General features: G+C 62.1%; 17 protein-coding genes. 9 read left to right on the top strand and 8 right to left on the bottom strand.

Going from position 1 to position 19374, the window contains the following annotated elements; translation table 11 throughout:
- Position 1: 1 nt before the first annotated feature.
- The 3 genes from HX823_RS12025 to HX823_RS12015 all read right to left on the bottom strand — a co-directional run bounded on the left by HX823_RS12025 (position 2) and on the right by HX823_RS12015 (position 3807).
- Positions 2 to 673, bottom strand: coding sequence for a GNAT family N-acetyltransferase (locus HX823_RS12025; protein WP_371317957.1), 672 nt, complete (start codon positions 671 to 673; stop codon positions 2 to 4).
- 225 nt (positions 674 to 898) lie between these two features.
- Entirely contained in the window at positions 899 to 2962 is a 2064-nt protein-coding gene (gene treS / locus HX823_RS12020; RefSeq protein ID WP_177074982.1) for a maltose alpha-D-glucosyltransferase, read from the bottom strand.
- Positions 2963 to 3048: 86 nt separating this feature from the next.
- Positions 3049 to 3807: an AraC family transcriptional regulator gene (locus HX823_RS12015; RefSeq protein WP_038844563.1), complete on the bottom strand. Its 759-nt coding sequence runs from the start codon at positions 3805 to 3807 to the stop codon at positions 3049 to 3051.
- 186 nt (positions 3808 to 3993) lie between these two features.
- Between HX823_RS12015 and HX823_RS12010 the strand changes: the two genes are divergently transcribed.
- The 5 genes from HX823_RS12010 (at position 3994) to HX823_RS11990 (ending at position 10416) form a co-directional block, all read left to right on the top strand.
- Positions 3994 to 5613 (top strand): APC family permease, encoded by a 1620-nt coding sequence (locus HX823_RS12010; RefSeq protein WP_177074981.1) that lies wholly within the window; start codon positions 3994 to 3996, stop codon positions 5611 to 5613.
- A 14-nt stretch (positions 5614 to 5627) separates the two neighbouring features.
- Positions 5628 to 6554, top strand: coding sequence for a 4-hydroxyproline epimerase (locus HX823_RS12005; RefSeq protein ID WP_177074980.1), 927 nt, complete (start codon positions 5628 to 5630; stop codon positions 6552 to 6554).
- 42 nt (positions 6555 to 6596) lie between these two features.
- Positions 6597 to 7544, top strand: coding sequence for a dihydrodipicolinate synthase family protein (locus tag HX823_RS12000; protein WP_177074979.1), 948 nt, complete (start codon positions 6597 to 6599; stop codon positions 7542 to 7544).
- Between the two features lie 61 nt (positions 7545 to 7605).
- The gene (locus HX823_RS11995; RefSeq protein ID WP_177074978.1) at positions 7606 to 9177 is read left to right on the top strand and encodes an aldehyde dehydrogenase (NADP(+)); all 1572 of its coding nucleotides are present in this window, start codon (positions 7606 to 7608) and stop codon (positions 9175 to 9177) included.
- Positions 9178 to 9180: 3 nt separating this feature from the next.
- The gene (locus HX823_RS11990) at positions 9181 to 10416 is read left to right on the top strand and encodes an FAD-binding oxidoreductase (RefSeq protein WP_177074977.1); all 1236 of its coding nucleotides are present in this window, start codon (positions 9181 to 9183) and stop codon (positions 10414 to 10416) included.
- 52 nt (positions 10417 to 10468) lie between these two features.
- Here HX823_RS11990 and HX823_RS11985 read toward each other — a convergent pair whose 3' ends face one another.
- The 4 genes from HX823_RS11985 to HX823_RS11970 form a co-directional block, all read right to left on the bottom strand.
- Positions 10469 to 11476 carry a GlxA family transcriptional regulator gene (locus HX823_RS11985; RefSeq protein WP_038844572.1) on the bottom strand — a complete coding sequence of 336 codons (1008 nt, stop codon included), beginning with the start codon at positions 11474 to 11476 and terminating at the stop codon, positions 10469 to 10471.
- 314 nt (positions 11477 to 11790) lie between these two features.
- Positions 11791 to 12399, bottom strand: a complete 609-nt coding sequence (locus tag HX823_RS11980) for a LysE family translocator (RefSeq protein ID WP_038844575.1) — start codon at positions 12397 to 12399, stop codon at positions 11791 to 11793.
- A gap of 269 nt (positions 12400 to 12668) precedes the next feature.
- Positions 12669 to 12824, bottom strand: a complete 156-nt coding sequence (locus HX823_RS11975) for a hypothetical protein (protein ID WP_177074976.1) — start codon at positions 12822 to 12824, stop codon at positions 12669 to 12671.
- Positions 12825 to 12947: 123 nt separating this feature from the next.
- On the bottom strand, positions 12948 to 13412 hold the full coding sequence (locus HX823_RS11970; RefSeq protein ID WP_033903010.1) for a hypothetical protein: 465 nt from the start codon (positions 13410 to 13412) through the stop codon (positions 12948 to 12950).
- 235 nt (positions 13413 to 13647) lie between these two features.
- Between HX823_RS11970 and HX823_RS11965 the strand changes: the two genes are divergently transcribed.
- Positions 13648 to 14448, top strand: coding sequence for a trypsin-like serine protease (locus tag HX823_RS11965; protein WP_177074975.1), 801 nt, complete (start codon positions 13648 to 13650; stop codon positions 14446 to 14448).
- Between the two features lie 7 nt (positions 14449 to 14455).
- Here HX823_RS11965 and HX823_RS11960 read toward each other — a convergent pair whose 3' ends face one another.
- Positions 14456 to 15166 carry a CerR family C-terminal domain-containing protein gene (locus HX823_RS11960; protein WP_177074974.1) on the bottom strand — a complete coding sequence of 237 codons (711 nt, stop codon included), beginning with the start codon at positions 15164 to 15166 and terminating at the stop codon, positions 14456 to 14458.
- Between the two features lie 99 nt (positions 15167 to 15265).
- Here HX823_RS11960 and HX823_RS11955 point away from each other — a divergent pair, with 99 nt between their 5' ends.
- Genes HX823_RS11955 through HX823_RS11945 form a run of 3 tightly spaced genes read left to right on the top strand, consistent with a single transcriptional unit; the run spans position 15266 to position 19351 of the window.
- A complete protein-coding gene (locus HX823_RS11955) occupies positions 15266 to 16372 on the top strand; it encodes an HlyD family secretion protein (protein ID WP_177074973.1) in 1107 nt (368 codons plus the stop codon).
- Positions 16365 to 17933, top strand: coding sequence for a DHA2 family efflux MFS transporter permease subunit (locus HX823_RS11950; RefSeq protein WP_177074972.1), 1569 nt, complete (start codon positions 16365 to 16367; stop codon positions 17931 to 17933). Before HX823_RS11955 ends, HX823_RS11950 begins: the two co-directional genes overlap by 8 nt.
- Positions 17930 to 19351: an efflux transporter outer membrane subunit gene (locus tag HX823_RS11945; protein WP_177074971.1), complete on the top strand. Its 1422-nt coding sequence runs from the start codon at positions 17930 to 17932 to the stop codon at positions 19349 to 19351. Before HX823_RS11950 ends, HX823_RS11945 begins: the two co-directional genes overlap by 4 nt.
- Positions 19352 to 19374 lie beyond the last annotated feature (23 nt).

Below are 19374 nucleotides of genomic sequence, written 5' to 3'. Positions count from 1 at the left end.
GTTATTGTTTAGGCTTTAAGTAATGTCGCGCATAACGGCTGTCCAACTTCGACAGCGGCAATAACATAAAGAAGTCCGCCACATTGAATTCCTTATCCCACGCCGGTGCACCACAGACCCAGCCACCACTGCGTAAATAACCTTTGAGCAAGGGGGGGACGCGCGGCACATGTCCGGGCTCGAACGCGTCCAGGGGAAAAGGGATATGGGGCGTTACGCGATAGTCGGCAGGCGCTCGATTTTCTGCGGTAAAACCGCGATACAACGCCGCCACATCATGGCCACCATCGGACAGGCTGACGCTCGCGCAACCCATCAAATGGTCACAGCCCTCACGTTCCATATACTTCGCAAGGCCTGACCACAACAGCATGATCACACTGCCGCTGCGGTATTCGGGGTGTACACAGGCATGCCCGGCTTCAACGGTCCTGGCGCGCAACGACGCCAGCCCACTGAGATCAAACTCCCTCTCCGAGTAGTAGTGCCCCATGCGTTGTGCAGCGGCCGGGCCCATCAGGCGGTAGGTGCCCACCACGGCTGCAGTCTTGGCGTCGCGGACCAGCAAATGGTCGCAGTAGTCATCAAACTCGTCAGTATTCAACGCCTCAGGGTTTGCAAGTTCAGACAATTTAAAAGTTTCGGTAAAGACACGATAACGCAGGCGTTGCACCTCATGTATTTCTTCTTGCCGAGTGGCGAGACTGACCACTAGCCCTGCACGCGGAAGTTGTGCAGCTGAATGTTCTTCACTGGATACCGACGGAGATCGCATTCCTGTTCCTTTGAGTCGCCATACGCGTAAGAGGCAAGTAGTGAGCAGGACACTAACATGCGACTTTATGCAGGCAACGTAAGGAAACTCCGAAACAAGTTGCGATCTTTATGGTGGGTAAAGTTACTGTGGTGAACTACTCACCACCCGCAACGCCAACCCCTCATACGCATCCAGGGTAATGGTGAATTCCCCCTCCGCCGTCAGGTCGCCCTCCACACGCTCATTGATGATGTCCACCACCATCCCGGCAGCAATATCGGATAAATGCAGGGTTTCAGTGATCGGCGTGGCACCAAAATTCAGTGCAGTGATTTGCGTGCCTTTACCGGCCGGCAATTCATGCACCATTACCAGCAGCGCAGAGTTTTCAACCTCCGGCACCAGAATCTGGCGGCTGGCGGCGATGTCATAGGCGCGGCGCACCGTGAGGATTTTCTGCAGTTGCGAAGCAAAGGACTCAGGGTCCTGCAACTGGCTGTTCAAGCTGCCGTAAAGGCTTTTCGAGCGTGGCATGTGGCCAGCCGAAAGCGCTGCGTCCGGGTTCAAATCCACCAGGTCATACGCGCCGCGATGAATCCAGCGCGTATCGCCATCCTGCATCAAGTGCTCGACCTCTTCGGCCGCCAGCGGCAGCGCGCCCACCAAGTCCCAGCCCGACAGGGCAAACACCCCAGGCTGCATGGCGTTGTACATCACCAGCAGCAAATGGATCTGGCGGATCTGCCGGATGTCAGCTTCGGTGATCGCCTCCAGATCACGAATGCCCAGCGCCGCCGTAATGATGCTGGCTGTGGTGCACGACACGCCATTGGTCACGAACTTGAGGTTATACGGCGCATGCTCACCGGCCAGGCGCTCGTACATCTGCTCGCGAATGTGCTCGCGCAGGATGTTGCCGGGAAAGGTCTGCCCCTGGTACAGGAAGGTGTCATGGGCGTGCAACGTCCAGAAGTGCACCAACTCCAGCGTCAGCTCATCGTGGTTCTGCAACGCATGGATCAGCGAACCGGGGTCGATGCCTTGGCGGTGCATTTCACGCAACATCAGGCGCAGGAACTCGGCGTCGCCCAACAGCAGTGCATGCTGGTACGCCGGGCGGGTGATGAAGTCATAGGACAGGTCGGCGCCGCCATGGGACATGGAAGCGATGTCATCCACGGTGAGGTTCAACTCCTGGAAGCTGAAACCGCCGGCCTTGCGAATCGCGCCGCCGAGCAACTGGTTGCCGGTGATCGACAGCGGATGGCTCTCGGACCAGGCCGTGCCGTCCAGCTTGCGCTCCACACCGAGAAAACCGTTGGCGTCCAGGCGCAGGATCTTCGCGCCCATCACATCGATGGCGTGCAGCGCGTCACCAATGATCATCTGCTGCGCGGCAAAGGTCGGGTCCAGCCAATTCAGCGATGGCTGGCCTTCCTTGAAGTAATGCAGGTACACCCAGCGACGCGGTTTGCCATCCACACCGAGCACCACGTCTGTCGCGCTCCAGTCGGTTTCCTTGACGCCGGGTTCGAAGAAGATCACCCGCTGCAACTGGCCGACGATGTAGTGTTTGTCACGCAACGCATCGACCTGGACGGGGCTGAGGTTTTGCGCGTCACGGCCCTCAGCGACGTCGGGCAGCAGCGCCCAGTCCTCCTCGCGGATTTCGACCATGTGGTACAGGCCGGGATAGTCCTCGTAGGCCATCTCGGCCAGCCGGAAATCCGCGCCCTTGCCGGTGTGGGACGGGATCACATCGTCGATGATCACCGCATTGTGCGCCGCCGCCATGCGCGTCAACGCCTGCAACTGCGCCTCGGTGCCCAACTCAGGGTCGATCTCGAAGCTGATGCGGTCGAAATTACCGTCGATGGTCGGTGTGTGCTGCGTGCCCTTCAGGCCGCCGGACTTCTTCAACGGGCCATTGTGGATGCCCTGGATGCCGATCTTCGACAACGCCTGCCACAGCGCCTCATCCCCCAACGCCTCCAACACCGTGCCGCCCTCGCGGGTCACGATCGACGCCGGATACGCGGTAAACCACACGGACGAGAGGGCCGAAGCATCACGGGGCCGCGTCTGCGCGTACGGCTGCTGCCACAACCGGCCCTGGCCCGAATAGAGCTTGGCGCGCTGGCGTGCAGCGTGCAGCATCGATTGTTCCACCAGCCAGTTCACATGGTTGTTTTCAGCCGCCGTCATATGCCTGATCCCTGTTGTCGTCCAAAGGTTGCTCGTAAGCATAGGAGCCACAACCGGGGCGATTCGTTGCATTGCAATGTGGGCGACTACGCCAACTGCCGATACTGCCTCGGCGTAAACCCGGTCGACGCCTTGAACTGGCGGGTAAACGCACTGTGGTCGGTGTACCCGCATTGCAGCGCCACTTCAGTGATCGGCAGGTCAGTGTGCAACAGCCGGTGCGCCTGCTCCAGACGCACTTTCTGGATCATCTGCCGTGGCGTCAGGTGGAACACGCGCTTGCAGTAGCGCTCCAGCTGCGCCACCGAAATGCCGGCGATCCGGGTCAATTCACCCAGGGTCACGCGGCGGTTGAAGTGTGCGCGGATGTGCGCGTCCACGGCGGCCAGGCGCTGGTACGCCGGGTGGCTTTCGCTGGCGGTTTGCAGGTCGACCGAGATACCCGCCAGGCCGATGATCGCCCCCGTGTGGCTGTACAGCGGCCACTTGTGGGTCAGGCACCAGCCGGGTTCGCGGGTGCCGTACAGGTGCAGTTCCAGCTGGTCTTCCAGCACAAAGCCCTGTTCCAGCACGCGCCGATCCTGTTCGGTGTAGCCCGGCCCCAATTGCGCGGGGAAGACTTCGGCGCTGGTCTTGCCCAACAGCGGTTGCAGCTGCTTGAGGCCGCAGCGCTGCACCAGGGTACGGTTGGCGAGCACATAGCGGGCCTGGGTGTCCTTGATGAAAATCGCGGCATTGGGGATCACGTCCAGCATCGGCAATAGCTGCGCGACACTGCCCACTAACTGCTCGATGTCTTGGGGGTTGCTCCCTTGGCAAAGGGTCGCAAACGCGTTCTGCAGCATGACGGTTGATCCCCGCTGGTGGCCTGACGGGTAGCAGATTGCCCGATGCCCGGCGCCCTGTCGAGCAAGCAAAACTGTGCTGATTTCGTCATCGATGCCGGCAAAAAACATCAATCGCACCACCGTTCATGAGTTCACTGTATGGCCACTGCATGCCTATCCAATAACTCACAAGAAGGCGACGCTATGTCAGCTCAAGGCAAGTTCAAGAAACAGCTTTCCCTGATGGACCTGACCTTTATCGGGTTGGGTGCCATCTTTGGTTCGGGCTGGTTGTTCGCAGCCAGTCACGTATCCGCAATAGCAGGCCCAGCGGGCATTATTTCCTGGCTCATCGGCGGTTTCGCGGTGCTGCTGTTGGGCATTGTGTACTGCGAATTGGGCGCGGCATTGCCGCGTGCCGGCGGCGTGGTGCGCTACCCGGTTTATTCCCACGGCCCGCTGTTGGGCTACCTGATGGGTTTCATCACGCTGATCGCGTTTTCCAGCCTGGTGGCCATCGAAGTGGTCGCTTCGCGGCAGTACGCCGCGGCGTGGTTTCCGGAGCTGACCAAGACCGGTTCCAGCGACCCGACCACCCTCGGCTGGCTGGTGCAATTCGCCCTGCTGTGCCTGTTCTTCGTGCTCAATTACCGCAGCGTGAAAACCTTCGCCATCGCCAATAACCTGGTCAGCGTCTTCAAGTTCATCGTGCCGTTGCTGGTGATCGGTGTGCTGTTCACCTTCTTCAAACCGGCAAACTTTGAGGTGCAGGGTTTTGCGCCGTTCGGGCTGTCGGGCATCGAGATGGCGGTGTCGGCCGGTGGGGTGATTTTTGCTTACCTGGGGCTGACGCCGATCATCTCGGTGGCCAGTGAAGTGAAGAACCCGCAACGCACGATTCCAATTGCCTTGATCCTTTCGGTGTTGTTGTCGACCGCCATCTACGTGCTGCTGCAAACCGCCTTCCTCGGTGGCGTGCCCACGGAAATGCTCGCCAATGGCTGGGCCGGCATCAGCAAGGAGCTGGCGCTGCCTTATCGGGATATTGCCCTGGCGCTGGGCGTGGGTTGGTTGGCCTACCTGGTGGTGGCCGACGCGGTGATCTCGCCCAGTGGCTGCGGCAATATCTACATGAACGCCACCCCTCGCGTGGTGTATGGCTGGGCGCAGACCGGCACGTTCTTCAAGATTTTCACGCGCATCGATGAGAAGTCCGGCATTCCACGTCCGGCGCTGTGGCTGACCTTTGGTTTGTCGGTGTTCTGGACCCTGCCGTTTCCGTCCTGGGAAGCACTGATCAATGTGGTGTCTGCGGCGCTGATCCTCAGCTACGCCGTTGCCCCAGTGACTGTTGCCGCGCTACGTCGCAATGCCCCGCAGATGGCGCGGCCGTTCCGGGTCAAGGGCATGGCGGTGCTGGGTCCGTTGTCGTTCATCATCGCCGCGCTGATCGTGTACTGGTCCGGCTGGAGCACGGTGTCCTGGCTGCTCGGCCTGCAGATCCTGATGTTTGTGGTGTACCTGCTGTGCGCACGCTGGGTGCCGACTGCGCACCTCAATATCAAACAACAGGTGCGCTCGTCTGCCTGGCTGATCGGCTTCTATGCGGTGACCATCCTGCTGTCCAAGCTTGGCAGTTTTGGCGGCATCGGCGTGATCAGCCACCCGCTAGACACCATTGTCGTCGCCGTTTGCGCACTTGGCATTTACTACTGGGGCGCCGCCACTGGCGTGCCGGCTCATCTGGTACGGCTGGAACATGAAGCCGATGAAAGCGAAGCGGTCGACGAACCTCACCCGCCGCTGACACCCGCGACTTACTGATTCAGGAGCCTTTTATGAAGCGACTGCATGTGATCGACTCCCACACCGGCGGCGAACCGACGCGCCTGGTCATGAGCGGTTTCCCGGCGCTGAGCGGCGCCACGATTGCCGATCAATTGCACAACCTGCGCACCGAGCATGATCAATGGCGCCGCGCCTGCCTGCTGGAGCCGCGTGGCAACGATGTATTGGTCGGCGCACTGTATTGCGAACCCGTGACGCCTGGCGCGATCTGCGGCGTGATCTTCTTCAATAACGCCGGTTACCTCGGCATGTGCGGCCACGGCACCATCGGCCTGGTCGCGTCGCTGCACCACTTGGGGCGTATCCAGCCCGGCGTGCACGCCATCGACACGCCTGTCGGTCCAGTGGAGGCCACGCTGCACACAGACGGCAGCGTGACGCTGTGCAATGTGCCCGCCTACCGCCTGCGCAAACAGGTGCCAGTGGAGGTGCCAGGGCATGGCGTGGTCTACGGCGATATCGCCTGGGGCGGCAACTGGTTTTTCCTGGTGTCGGACCATGGCCAACGCTTGCAGATGGAGAACGTGGATGCGCTTACCGACTACACCTGGGCGATGCTCAAGGCCCTGGAGGATCAAGGCATTCACGGTGCGGATGGCGCGCTGATCGACCACATCGAACTGTTCGCCGATGACGACCTTGCCGACAGCCGCAACTTCGTGATGTGCCCCGGCAAGGCCTACGACCGCTCACCCTGCGGCACCGGCACCAGCGCCAAGCTGGCCTGCCTGGCCGCCGATGAAAAACTCAAGCCCGGTGAAATCTGGACCCAAGCCAGCATCACCGGCAGCCAATTCGAAGGCCGCTATGAATGGGACGGCGAGCGCGTGCGGCCCTTCATCACCGGCAGCGCCTACATGACCGCCGACAGCACCTTACTGATCGACGAGCGCGACCCGTTTGCCTGGGGCATCTAAGCCCTTCCCTGTTTGTACTGAACGTTCCAAGGAGTTAGAACAATGAGCGACAACATCTTCACCGGCTGCATCCCCGCCCTGATGACCCCGTGCACCGCCGAGCGCAAACCGGACTTCGACGCCCTGGTCGCCAAAGGCCGGGAATTGATCGATATCGGCATGAGCGCCGTGGTGTACTGCGGCTCCATGGGCGACTGGCCGTTGCTCACCGAGGCCGAACGCCAGGAAGGCGTGGCACGCCTGGTGGCGGCCGGTGTACCGACCATCGTCGGCACCGGTGCGGTCAACAGCCGTGAAGCCGTGGCCCATGCCGCCCACGCCGCCAAAGTCGGCGCCCATGGCCTGATGGTGATTCCGCGCGTGCTGTCCCGTGGTGCCTCCGCTACCGCACAGAAGGCGCACTTCTCGGCCATCCTCAAGGCTGCGCCAAACCTGCCGGCGGTGATCTACAACAGCCCCTACTACGGCTTCGCCACCCGCGCTGACCTGTTTTTTGAACTGCGCCGCGAACACCCGAACCTGATTGGCTTCAAGGAATTTGGCGGCGGCGCCGACCTGCGCTATGCCGCCGAACACATCACCTCCCAGGACGATAACGTGACCTTGATGGTCGGCGTGGACACCCAGGTGGTGCACGGCTTCGTCAACTGCAACGCCACCGGCGCCATCACCGGTATCGGCAACGCCCTGCCTCGCGAAGTGTTGCAACTGGTGGCCTTGAGCAAAAAAGCCGCCAAGGGCGATGCCAAGGCCCGTCGCCAGGCCCGAGAGCTGGAGGCCGCGCTGGCAGTGCTGTCGTCCTTCGACGAAGGCTGCGACCTGGTGCTGTATTACAAGCACTTGATGGTGCTCAACGGTGATACAGGCTACGCCCTGCACTTCAATGAAACGGATGTGCTCAGCGACGCCCAGCGCCGTTATGCCGAGAACCAGTACGCGCTGTTCCGCCAGTGGTACGCCAACTGGTCGGCGGAACAGAACGTCGCGTGACCCCCTTGCGCGCCGCTGCGGTTCTCGCAGCGGCCAACCCCTTTTCTAGCAGGACGACCCCATGACTCTGACGGGCAAAATGCTGATCGGTCAGCAACTCATTTCCGGAAACCGCGAGGCGATCCGGGCGATCAATCCCGCCACCGATACCCCCATGGAACCGGCCTATCCAGGCGGCGACGGCGAACAGTTGGCCCAGGCGTGTGCCTTGGCGTGGGCGGCGTTTGATAAGTACCGCGAAACGTCGCTGGAGGCGCGTGCCAGCTTTCTTGAAGCCATCGCCACGCAGATCGAAGCCCTGGGTGATGAGCTGATCGAACGTGCCGTTGCCGAAACCGGCCTGCCCCACGCGCGCATCCAAGGCGAACGCGGGCGCACCTGCGGCCAACTGCGCACCTTTGCTCGCACCGTACGCGCCGGGGAATGGCTGGATGTGCGGGTGGACCCTGCACAGCCGCAACGCCAGCCACTGCCTCGTCCAGACCTGCGCCAGCGCCATATCGCGCTGGGCCCGGTGGCCGTGTTTGGTGCGAGCAATTTCCCCCTGGCGTTTTCCGTAGCCGGCGGCGATACCGCCTCCGCGCTGGCCGCCGGTTGCCCGGTGGTGGTCAAGGCCCATGGCGCGCATCCGGGCACCAGTGAACTGGTGGGCCGGGCGGTGGCGCAGGCGGTCAAGGCTTGTGGTTTGCCCGAAGGCGTGTTTTCGCTGTTGTACGGTTCGGGACGCGAGGTGGGGATTGCGTTGGTCACCGATCCGCGCATCAAGGCGGTTGGTTTTACCGGCTCGCGCAGCGGCGGCGTAGCGTTGACCCAAGCGGCGCAGGCCCGGCCCGAGCCGATTCCGGTGTATGCGGAGATGAGTTCGATCAATCCGGTGTATCTGTTCCCAGCCGCACTCACCACACGCGGTGAAGCGTTGGCGAAAGGCTTTGTGGCGTCGCTGACTCAGGGTGCCGGGCAGTTTTGCACCAACCCTGGCTTGGTGATCGCGGTACAAGGGCCTGCGTTGGATCGCTTTATCGGCACGGCCAGTGAAATGCTGCCCAACTGTGCAGCGCAGACCATGCTGACCCCCGGCATTTTCAGTGCCTTCGATGCAGGCGTGGCCGCACTGACAGAACACGCCAAGGTGGCGGCAAAAGGGTTGCCAGCAGAAGGCCCCAACAGAGGCCAAGCCCACCTGTTCGTGACTCAGGCCAAGGATTTTTTAGCCAATGAACACCTGCAAGCCGAAGTCTTCGGCGCCGCTTCATTGATCGTCGTATGCGCCAATAACGAAGAGGTGCACCAGGTGTCCGAACACCTGGAAGGCCAACTGACCGCGACCCTGCAGATGGATGACGACGATCTGCCAAGCGCCAAGGCCCTGCTGCCGGTGCTTGAGCGCAAGGCCGGTCGCTTGCTGGTCAACGGCTGGCCGACGGGTGTGGAAGTCTGTGATGCCATGGTGCATGGCGGCCCCTTCCCCGCCACGTCAGACTCGCGCAGCACCTCGGTGGGCACGGCGGCGATCCAACGGTTTTTGCGACCGGTGTGTTATCAGGACTTCCCCGATGCGCTGTTGCCTGCTGCACTCCAGCACGGCAACCCGTTGCTGCTGCGGCGCCTGCTCGATGGCCAGAGGGAGGCGTAGGCCATGTCCGATGCGGATATCGTCGTGGTCGGCGCCGGCATTATCGGCGTCGCCTGCGCGCTGCAACTGGCGCGTCAGGGCCAGCAAGTGCGGGTAGTCGACCCGCAGGAACCCGGCATGGGCGCGTCCTATGGCAACGCCGGGCACTTGGCGACCGAACAGGTGTTCCCCATTGCCGACCTGTCGATCCTCAAGCGCTTGCCCGGCATGCTGCTGGACCCCATGGGCCCGCTGCGCCTGGATTGGAAATACCTGCCGCACGCCCTACCCTGGTTCGCGCGTTTGCTGCTGAACCTGCGCCCGGCGAGTTATCAGCGCACGGTCGCGGGTATCCGTACGCTCAATGAAGGTAGCCTGGGTGCGTGGCAGCGCCTGCTGCACAGCATCGGGCAGCCGGAGTTGTTACGTGAGGATGGTTCGCTGCTGGTATTTGAGCGTACGGAATCACGGGAAGCGCTCAATGCCTTGCAGCAGCGCATGCAACAGCAGCAGGTGCCGGTGGCGTTCTGGTCCGGCGATGCCATACGCCAGGCTGCACCGCAGTTGAGCGACAACATTCAGGGCGGGCTGTTTTTTCCCGGCACCGGGCACTTCCTGGATCCCTACCACGTGGTCTGCGAACTGGTATGTGCGGCCAAGGCCAGCGGCGTGCAGTTTCTTAAACGCCACGTGCTGGATGGCCGCGTCGACGCACAGGGCGTGTCACTCACCACTGACCAGGGACCGCTGTCCGCGCGCCAGGTGCTGATCGCCTGCGGCGCCCACTCGGCCAAACTGACCGCAGCCCTGACCGGCAAGAAAGTCCCGCTGGACACGGAGCGCGGCTACCACCTGATGCTGCCCCATGAACACCATCGTCTGCCGTTTGCCGTCACTTCCCTGGAACGAAAATTCATCATGACCCCCATGACCGATGGCCTGCGCCTGGCCGGCACGGTGGAATTCGCCGGCCTCGATCGCCCGGCGAATATGGAGCGCGCCTGGCAGTTGCATCGGTTGAGCAAGGGGTTGTTTCGCGAGGACCTGAGTGCAGAAGGTGCAACGCCGTGGATGGGGTTCCGGCCGTCGTTGCCGGATTCACTGCCCGTGATTGACCGGGTTTGTGATGGGAAGGTGATGCTCGCGTTTGGGCATCAGCATTTGGGGTTGACGCAGGCGGCGGTGACGGCGGAGTGGGTTGGGGCGTTGGCGAAGGATCAAGCGCAGTTACTGACGCCTTATCGCCTGGACCGATTCTGAGATCCCTTGTAGTGAGCAGGCTTGCCCTGCTCACCACAACAAGCGGCGGGTTTTACTTGACCAAGCGCTTCTCCTTCGAGGGCCGATAGCCGAAATACGAGCTGTAGCACTTGCTGAAATGGCTCGGCGACACAAACCCACACGCCACCAGCACCTCCACCTGTGAAAGCTCGGTGTGCTGCAACAACCGCCGCGCTTCGGTCACGCGCAGCTCCATGTAGTAACGCTGCGGCGTGGTGCCCAGTTGTTCCTTGAACAAGCGCTCCAACTGGCGCCGGGAACGGCCGGCGTAGACGGCGAGCTGGTCCAGCTCCAGGGGCTCTTCGAGGTTGGCGTCCATCAGCTTCACCACTTCACGCAGGGGCGCGCTGACGCTGACGTTTTCGGTGGGTTTGATGCGCCGATAGCGCGACTCTTCAAAGGCCAGGATGTCTTCGATCCCTTCGACCAGTGCCTTGTCATGCAGGCCCTTGATCCAGTCCAGCGCCATGTGGAAGGCACCGGACGGACTTGAGGCCGTCAGGCGGTCGCGGTCGATGACGTAGGGTTCGCTGGTGACGTGGGTGGCCTTGGACACTTCTGCCAGCGCCGGGCGATGTTCCGGGTGGATTGCGCACCTATAGCCTTGCAACAGCCCCGCACGGCCCAGGAACCAGGCGCCGTTCCACAGGCCGGCGAGGCTGATACCCTGTTCGGCGGCGGTGCGCAGCAGGTGGATGAAGTCTTCGCTGGCCTTGAGTTCCGTGCGAAAGCCGCCGCAGATCACCAGCAGTTCCAGGTCTTGCAGCGCTGCCACGTCCAAGCGTGCATCCGGGCGGATCACCAGGCCAAGGTCGCTGATGACTTCGCCATCGTCACAGCCGAACGTGCGCGCGGCAAACAGATCGGGACGCAGCAGATTGGCGGTAACGAACGTGTCGAGAGTCTGGGTGAATGCGGGCAGGGAAAAGTGTTCGAGCAACAGGAAGCCGACGCGGGTGACCGCCGCCGGCTGCGAGGTTTCGTTGAGGTAGCGCAGGTTCTTGCCTTTCATGCCGCCGCTGAATTGACGTCTTTCCATCGAGGGTTGGCCCACTCTTATTGTTGATGCAATGGGCGCCATCTTAGGGGCAAATGCGTCGGCTGTCTCAGGCCCTGATCTTGAAATAACCACAAGCGAGCAAAGCCCCCGGCTAAACAGGGTCAGTCGCATCTGATACGGTTTTTTCTTTGCTATCTGCGTCTGTATCGAAACGCCGCCTGGGCGGACAATAGCGCCATCCCTACTCCCTTCCCTCTGGAGGCCTTATGACCAAGATGGCACTTTTCCTGTTCGGCTTTTTGGTATTGACCATCGGCATCGGCCTGCTGGCGACCATCTCGCCAGTCTGACAGTCAGCCGGCGAACAGCATCGGGTACAACGACAGCACCAGCAACGCCGCCATCGACCCGTTGAACAGCCGCAACCAGCGCGGCTCACGCAACACATTGCGCAAGCCGCTGCCGCATCCGACCCACACACAGACGCTGGGCAGGTTGACCACCGCGAACACCAACGCAATCACCAGCACATTGGTGACGTAACCTTCGGCCGGCGTGTAGGTGGTGATTGCCCCCAGCGCCATGATCCAGGCCTTGGGGTTCACCCACTGGAACGCCGCCGCGCCGAGGAAGGTCATGGGCTTGCCCTGCTCATCAGGGCTGTCGGACATGCCACCCGCCGTCGCAATCTTCCACGCCAGGTACAACAAATAGGCTGCGCCCACGTAGCGCAGCACCGTATAGGCCCACGGAAACACCTTGAACACCTCGCCCAGCCCCAGTCCCACTGAAATCACCAGCAGCATGAAGCCGATGCTGATCCCCAGCGCATGGGGCATCGACCGGCGGAACCCGAAGTTCACGCCCGAAGCGAGCAACATGGTGTTATTGGGTCCTGGCGTGATCGAGGACACGAAGGCGAACAGCACGAAGGCTGATAACAGGCTGGTAGACATGAACATGATGCGGCATCCAAACGCAGAGGTATGCCAGCGACAGTAGAAGGTAATGCGCCGCCCTGCCCCGTACAGCCAAGGTGCGATTGAGGCATACACTTTTTTGCCACGATTTTCACAAAGCTTTCACAGACGAGCGCCTAGGGTAACTACAGCTCCTAATGAACATCCTTTTTAGCCCGCGCTCCCCACGCGGGCTTTTCTTTGCCTGGCATTTGTCACGGGCAAAAAAAGAGGCAAGCCATTGCGCATGGCTTGCCTCTCACATCTGCCCGTTAGCGCGGGCCGCCGCCTGGCCCACCGCCCTGACCATGCCCGCCACCGTGACCACCGCCACCACCACCTCCCGGTGGCATGAACATCCAGCAGCCTGACAGGGTCGACAACAGCGCGATAACCACCGCTGCCTTGGTTAGATAACTCAACTTCATGACCACACTCTCTTACTTGACGAGATTGACTTCTCGCAGGGTAAGACAGCGCCAACTCAAGTGCGTCACGGCTATCGTGTAACCTGATGGTAGGGTTTGTAAGCCCCGCGGTACAAGGCGTCGTCAGTTTTGCGGGCGCTGCTTGGTCGAATCCAGTTCGGCTTTTTTGCCGGTGCTGATTTCAGTGATTTGCGCCGATTTGGCAATCGCAAAATCAAACGTATCCTGCATCTTGGCAATGGCATCGGTGGCGGTGCCTTTCAGCCCGCCATTGGCCGCCCAGTCGAAGTTCCACACGCCCGAGAGGTTATCGGCGCCGGGTACGTCGTGGGTTTCAATGGCGGTGAACACATCGGGGTGACGCTCCATGTACTTGGCCGCATCAGAGACCTCGGCCGGCACTTTGCCAGAGGCATTGTTGGCCAATTGGGTCAGTTCCTGCTTGGTGATGGCCGACTTGCCGGTCTGGCGCATGTAGTCGGCAATGACCTTGCTGGACTTGGCAATGTTCAACTTGTCGTCGAACACCGAAGGTGATGCTTTAGGTGTATTTGCCCCGCTGCCGGCGGGCGTTACGGTAGTAGACATCGGCGCTGCTCCCCTGGTGGAACGAATGCAATCGTCGTGCTGACGACAGCCCGAAGCGGACGTTAGCATGGGCAATGGGCCAGTAATCCGTGCTTCACAACAATTCACAAGGCGCCGCGACATCACTCCAAGCGCATTGCGAAAGATCACTCAACTTTCTCGGTCTCTTCTGATTTCGCGCGCCTCTACGCCTATGCGCTACTTGGGCACTTCACAACCACCCATGGAAGTCGCCATGCTCAACCGAAGCCGTTGCCTTGCGTTAACACTGATGGACCGTTTCCTGCGCGGCATTTGGGCCATCGCCATTCTGATGTTCCCGATGTTCGCAGCGGCAGTTGTAGGCGGCGCCGATGCGACGGATGGCCGCTATCCGTTTATGGCGACGCTGCAATTCAAGGCGTCCGGCGCGACGCCGCTTGAGCGCCATGGTTGCGGCGCTGCGCTGGTCGCGCCTGACTGGGTGCTGACCGCTGCCCACTGCCTGGTAAACACCCAGCCGTCAGAGGTAGAAGTGATCCTGGGTCGCACCCAACTGAGCAATACCTTGCAAGGGCAGACAGTGGGTGTAAAACGCATTGCCCTCCATCCTGAATTCCTCCGCTCGTTGACCCTCGATGTCGCACTCCTCAAACTTGACCGCGCCATCACCGGCATTCAGCCCATCGCTATCGTGATGCGCGAGGAAACGCTTGAGGAGCGTATCAAGCGTCCGACAGTCCTCGGCTGGGGCAACACGGCGCGCAGCCCGGCGCCAGATGTACGCCCGGACCACCTGCAACGCGCACGATTGCCCAGAATGCCGGACACCCAATGCTCGTCACTCGCGCCGACCGTGAACCTGCAGAACACCTTTTGTATCGGGGCTGACGGTTTGATACCGGACAGCGGCGACTCGGGCAGCCCCGTCTTTGTAAAAACTGCCAAGCGAGGTTTTGTGCAACTGGGCGTTGTCAGCCAAGGGGTCCTGATTGCCCGGTTGTCCAACCCAAAGATTGCTGATTTTATTCGCGAGACGCTGAACGAATCGCCGTGAACGAGCGCTACTTCGTGGTCTGATCCCGCTGCCGTGCCAGCCCCTCCAGCGTAAACCGCGCCTGGGTCAGCACCACCTGGCGCACCAGCTCCATTTCCTTCTGATTCACCTCAGTCCAGTTCAACGCCGCCAGCAACTTGGGCTTTTGCACGCGAAATGCGAGTCCTTGGGTGAACAGCGCCATGGAATGGATCACTGTGCGTTCATCCTCTACCGCAAAGCCGGACAGGCGCGCGATCAGCAACCGAATCACTCGGCCGATGCGCGCCTTGAAATGCTCATCGAACGCCCGTGTCGCGCTGGGCGGGCACAACCCGGCCTGGTGGCGATCCATGAATGCACGCCAGACCGTGGTTTGCGGGCTGTCCTGGATGGTCGAAACCACCGTACCCAAAATGCCCAAAGAGGCATCGATCAGCGCGTTGTCACCTGAATCGGAGTCCGCCAGCACGCTTTCTGCAGCCTCCACGGACGGCGACATCTTGCCCCACAACAGCGTGATCAAGTGTTCGACACACGCCAGGTACACGCCTTCCTTGCCATCGAAGTAGTACTGGATCGCGGGGGCGTTGACGCCGGCGGCGGTGGCGATATCGCGGGTCGACGCGCCATCGTAGCCACGCTCGCCAAACACCCCGACCGCCGCCTCGATGATACGTGCCCGGGTTTCTTCGCCGCGCTGGTAGCCACCCTCGGCAGCCGGTTTATGTCGTGCCATGTGCAACTCCATTCGAATACCGGACCAAAATATACCAGTTGACAAAAATTCGCGAAAAAAGGAATTTATTCCATCTGTTATAAATCTGGAGTGACCTCGATGTCGGCTGCACCTCCCTCCCCTCAGGTCATGCCTGAAACCGTCAACGGTCAACGCGGTAAAGCGCGTCGCATCCTGCTCTCACTGGCCGGCGTTGCTGTGCTGGTGGGTGTTTCGTGGGCCGCCTGGTGGTGGATCACCGGGCGTTTTATCGAGACCACTGACGACGCCTACTTGCAAGCCGACAGCATCAGCGTGGCGCCCAAGATCAACGGCTACGTGGCCGAGGTGCTGGTGAGCGACAACCAGAACGTCAAGCGCGGCGATGTGCTGGTACGCCTGGATGCGCGCAAATACCAGGCGGTGAGTGACGAAGCGTCGGCCACTATCGCCGCACGCAATGCCGACTTCGCCAAAGCCCAGGCCGATCTGGTGCAACAGGACTCGACCATCGCCGAAGCCCGCGCCCAGTTGCAGGGCGCCGAAGCCGATGCGCGACACGCCCAGACCGAAGTGGCCCGTTACGCACCGCTGGCCCGCTCCGGTGCAGAGCCCGAAGAGCGCCTGGCCCAATTGAACAACCAACTGGCCCAAGCCCGCAGCACCGTGGCAGCCAAACAGGCGGCGCTGCGCTCCAGCCAGACTCGCTACGGCACGCTGCAGGCCCAGCTCAAGCAAGCCCAGGCGCAACTGGGCGTGGCCAAGGCCAGCGAAGCGCAAAGCCAACTGGACGTAGACGACGCCGTGATCCGCAGCCCGCTTGACGGTCGCGTGGCCGACCGTGGCGTGCGTGTGGGCCAGTACGTACAGCCCGGTACGCGTCTGCTGACCGTGGTGCCGATCAGCGCGATCTACCTGACCGCCAACTATAAGGAAACCCAGATCGGCGCCATGCGCCCCGGCCAGACGGTTACCGTGCACGTGGACGCCCTGCCCGGCCGCGACCTGCAAGGCCACATCGATAGCCTGGCCCCCGGCACCGGCGCGCAGTTCTCCTTGCTGCCACCGTCGAACGCCACCGGTAACTTCACCAAGATCGTACAACGCGTGCCGGTGCGCATTGCTCTGGACGTGCCGGACGACCTGCGCGCCGCGCTGATGCCCGGCTTGTCGGCCACCGTGGAAGTCGACACGCGCACCCACGGCGCGGACGCCAACCATGGCTGAGGCGATCATGCCCGCGGTGGCGGCCGAGAAACCGCGCAACGCCTCGCTGACCGACTGGATCGCCGTCGCCGCCGGGGCATTGGGCGCCTTGCTCGCCACTCTCGACGTGTCGATCACCAACTCGGCCTTGCCGCAGATCCAGGGCCAGATCGGCGCCACCGGCACCGAAGGCACCTGGATCGCCACCGGCTACCTGATGTCGGAAATCGTCATGATCCCCCTCACCGCCTGGCTGACACGGGTGTTCGGCCTGCGCCGATTCCTGATCGGCACGGCGCTGATGTTCACCCTGTTTTCGATGTTCTGCGGCCTGTCCACCAGCCTCGGCGCGATGATCGCCGGGCGCATCGGCCAGGGTTTTGCCGGTGGCGCGATGATCCCCACCGCGCAGACCATCGTGCGCACCCGCCTGCCGCCACACCAAATGGCCATCGGCACGACGATGTTCGGCATGACGGTGATCCTCGGTCCCTTGCTCGGCCCTGTGATCGGCGGCTGGTTGACGGAAAACATCAATTGGCGCTGGTGCTTCTTTCTCAACCTGCCCATCAGCATCGCCCTGATCACCCTGCTGATCACCGGGTTGCCCAGTGAGCGCATGAACCTGCAGCGTTTTATCACCGCGGACTGGCTGGGTATTCTCGGCCTGGCGATGGGCTTGAGTTCGCTCACCGTGGTGCTTGAAGAAGGCCAGCGTGAGCACTGGTTCGACTCGTTGCTGATCGTGTGGCTGAGCATCGCCACGGTGACCGGATTTTTCCTGATCGCCGTGGGGCAATTCCGGTCGAGTATGCCGATCCTGCGCCTGCCACTGGTGCTCAACAAAAGCTTTGGCAGTGTGCTGCTGATTGGTACGGCCGTGGGCGCGGGGCTGTATGGCACGGCGTACCTGGTGCCGCAGTTCCTCGGCATTCTGTCCGGTTACAACGCGCAACAGTCCGGCTCGATCATGTTGCTGTCAGGCATTCCTGCATTCCTGCTGATGCCGATCCTGCCGAGGATGCTCGGCCGCTATGACTTGCGTTGGATGGTCGGCGCCGGCCTGTTGCTGTATTGGGCCAGTTGTTTCGTCGACACCCAGTTGACCGCCGACAGCGTCGGGCATGACTTCATCTGGTCGCAGTTGCTGCGCGGCTTCGGGCAGATCCTGGTGATGATGCCCCTCAGCCAATTGTCCATGCGTTCGGTCGAGACCAAGGACGCGGGTGACGCAGCCGGGCTCTACAACATGTCCCGCAACCTAGGCGGCACCATCGGCCTGGCGTTGCTCGGGGTATTGATGGACCGGCGCAGCCACTTCCATGACGACAGGCTGCGTGAAGGGATCCTGGCCAACAGCCAACTCGCCCAGGACCACATGGCCAGCAACACCGCCAGCTACCTGGCGCAAACCGGCGATGCCTCCAGCGCCCCGTTGCAAGCGATGGCCCAGTTGGCCAACGACATCGCGCGACAAGCCTCGGTCATGGCCTACAACGACGCCTTCTACGTACTGGGGCTTGCCATGCTGGCGTGCCTGCCCCTGATCTTCATCCTCAAAAAGCGCACGGTACAGCCATGATTGCTCGCTCCCTTCCCCTGCTCCTGACCGTTGGCCTGCTGTCCGCCTGCACTGTGGGACCGGATTACCCAGGCGCGCCGGATGCGGCGCCGAAAACCCTGGCCGCCGGGCGCCTGCCCCACGCCGACCGCCAAGCGCCCCACGCGCCGGCGGTAGCGCAGTGGTGGCGAACGCTGGATGACGCGCAGCTCGATGAATTAGTCGACATGGCGCTGAAGAACAGCCCCGACATCGCCACCGCCCAGGCGCGCTTGAAGCAATCCCGCGCCAGCCTCAGCGGTGCCCGCGCCGACGCCCTGCCCAAGGTCACCGGCGACGCCGCGATGTTGAAACTGCGCTCACCCGACACCTCCGCATTGGGCGGCAGCGGTGGCGGCGGCCGTGGCCCGTTGACGCTCTACCTCGCCGGCTTCGATGCCAGCTGGGAAGCCGACCTGTTCGGCGGCACCCGCCGCGCAGTCGAAGCGGCGCAAGCGGAAGCCGACGCGGCCCAAGCCCAACTGGCCGACGCCCAGGTGCAACTGTCGGCCGAAGTGGTCCAGGCCTACACCGACCTGCGCGACCAGCAAGCACGATTAGCTTTGGTTGAAGCCAGCGTCGACATCGAAAACCAGGCCCTCGACCTGACCCAGCAGCGTCGCAGTCGCGGCGTGGCCTCCCAACTGCAACTCGAACAAGTCCTCACCCAGGCAGAAAACACCCAGGCCCAACGCCTGCCGTTGCAAGCTGCCATCGTTGAATCCCTGGACCAGCTCGACTTGCTCTGCGGCCTGGAACCCGGCGAACTGGACGGCCGCCTCGCCACCGCCCAGGCCCTGCCCGCCATTCCCGGCGCGGTGCCCGTGGCAGACCCCGCCGCCCTCCTCAAGGCCCGTCCCGACATCCGCGTGGCCGAACGCAAACTGGCCTCCAGCAACGCCCAGATTGGCGAGAAAACCGCCGACTGGTTTCCCAAGCTCAGCCTGATGGGTGACCTGTCATTCTCCGCCGGCGACCCCGGCCACCTCGCCCGCAAGGCCAACGGCAGTTGGTTGATCCTGCCGCGCCTGAGCTGGAACGCCCTGGACTTCGGTCGCGTTTCCGCCAGCGTCAAAGGCGCCGAAGCCGGTCACGACGAAGCGCTCGCGCAGTACAAAAGTGTGGTGTTGAGTGCACTGCGTGATGCCGATGTCGCCCTGGCTCGATACGGTCACCAGCGCCAGCACGTGGTGCTGCTGCGCAGTGTGGAAGCCTCGGCCGTGCGTGCGGCAGACCTGACCCGCCAGCGTTATCGAGCCGGCACAGCCAGCACCCTGGATTGGCTGGATGCAGAGCGCACGCGCTACCAGGCCCAGGAAAGTCGGATCTCAGGGGACGCGGAACTACTCAAGGATTTTGCTTCGTTGCACAAGGCATTGGGGCTGGGCTGGACGTTGTGACACACTTCTTTCCACAGCGCCGC

Origin of the sequence: Pseudomonas sp. P7759, from assembly GCF_013386445.1 — a bacterium.
Classification (GTDB): domain Bacteria; phylum Pseudomonadota; class Gammaproteobacteria; order Pseudomonadales; family Pseudomonadaceae; genus Aquipseudomonas; species Aquipseudomonas azotoformans_A.
This window is presented reverse-complemented; position numbering and strand designations above follow the sequence as displayed.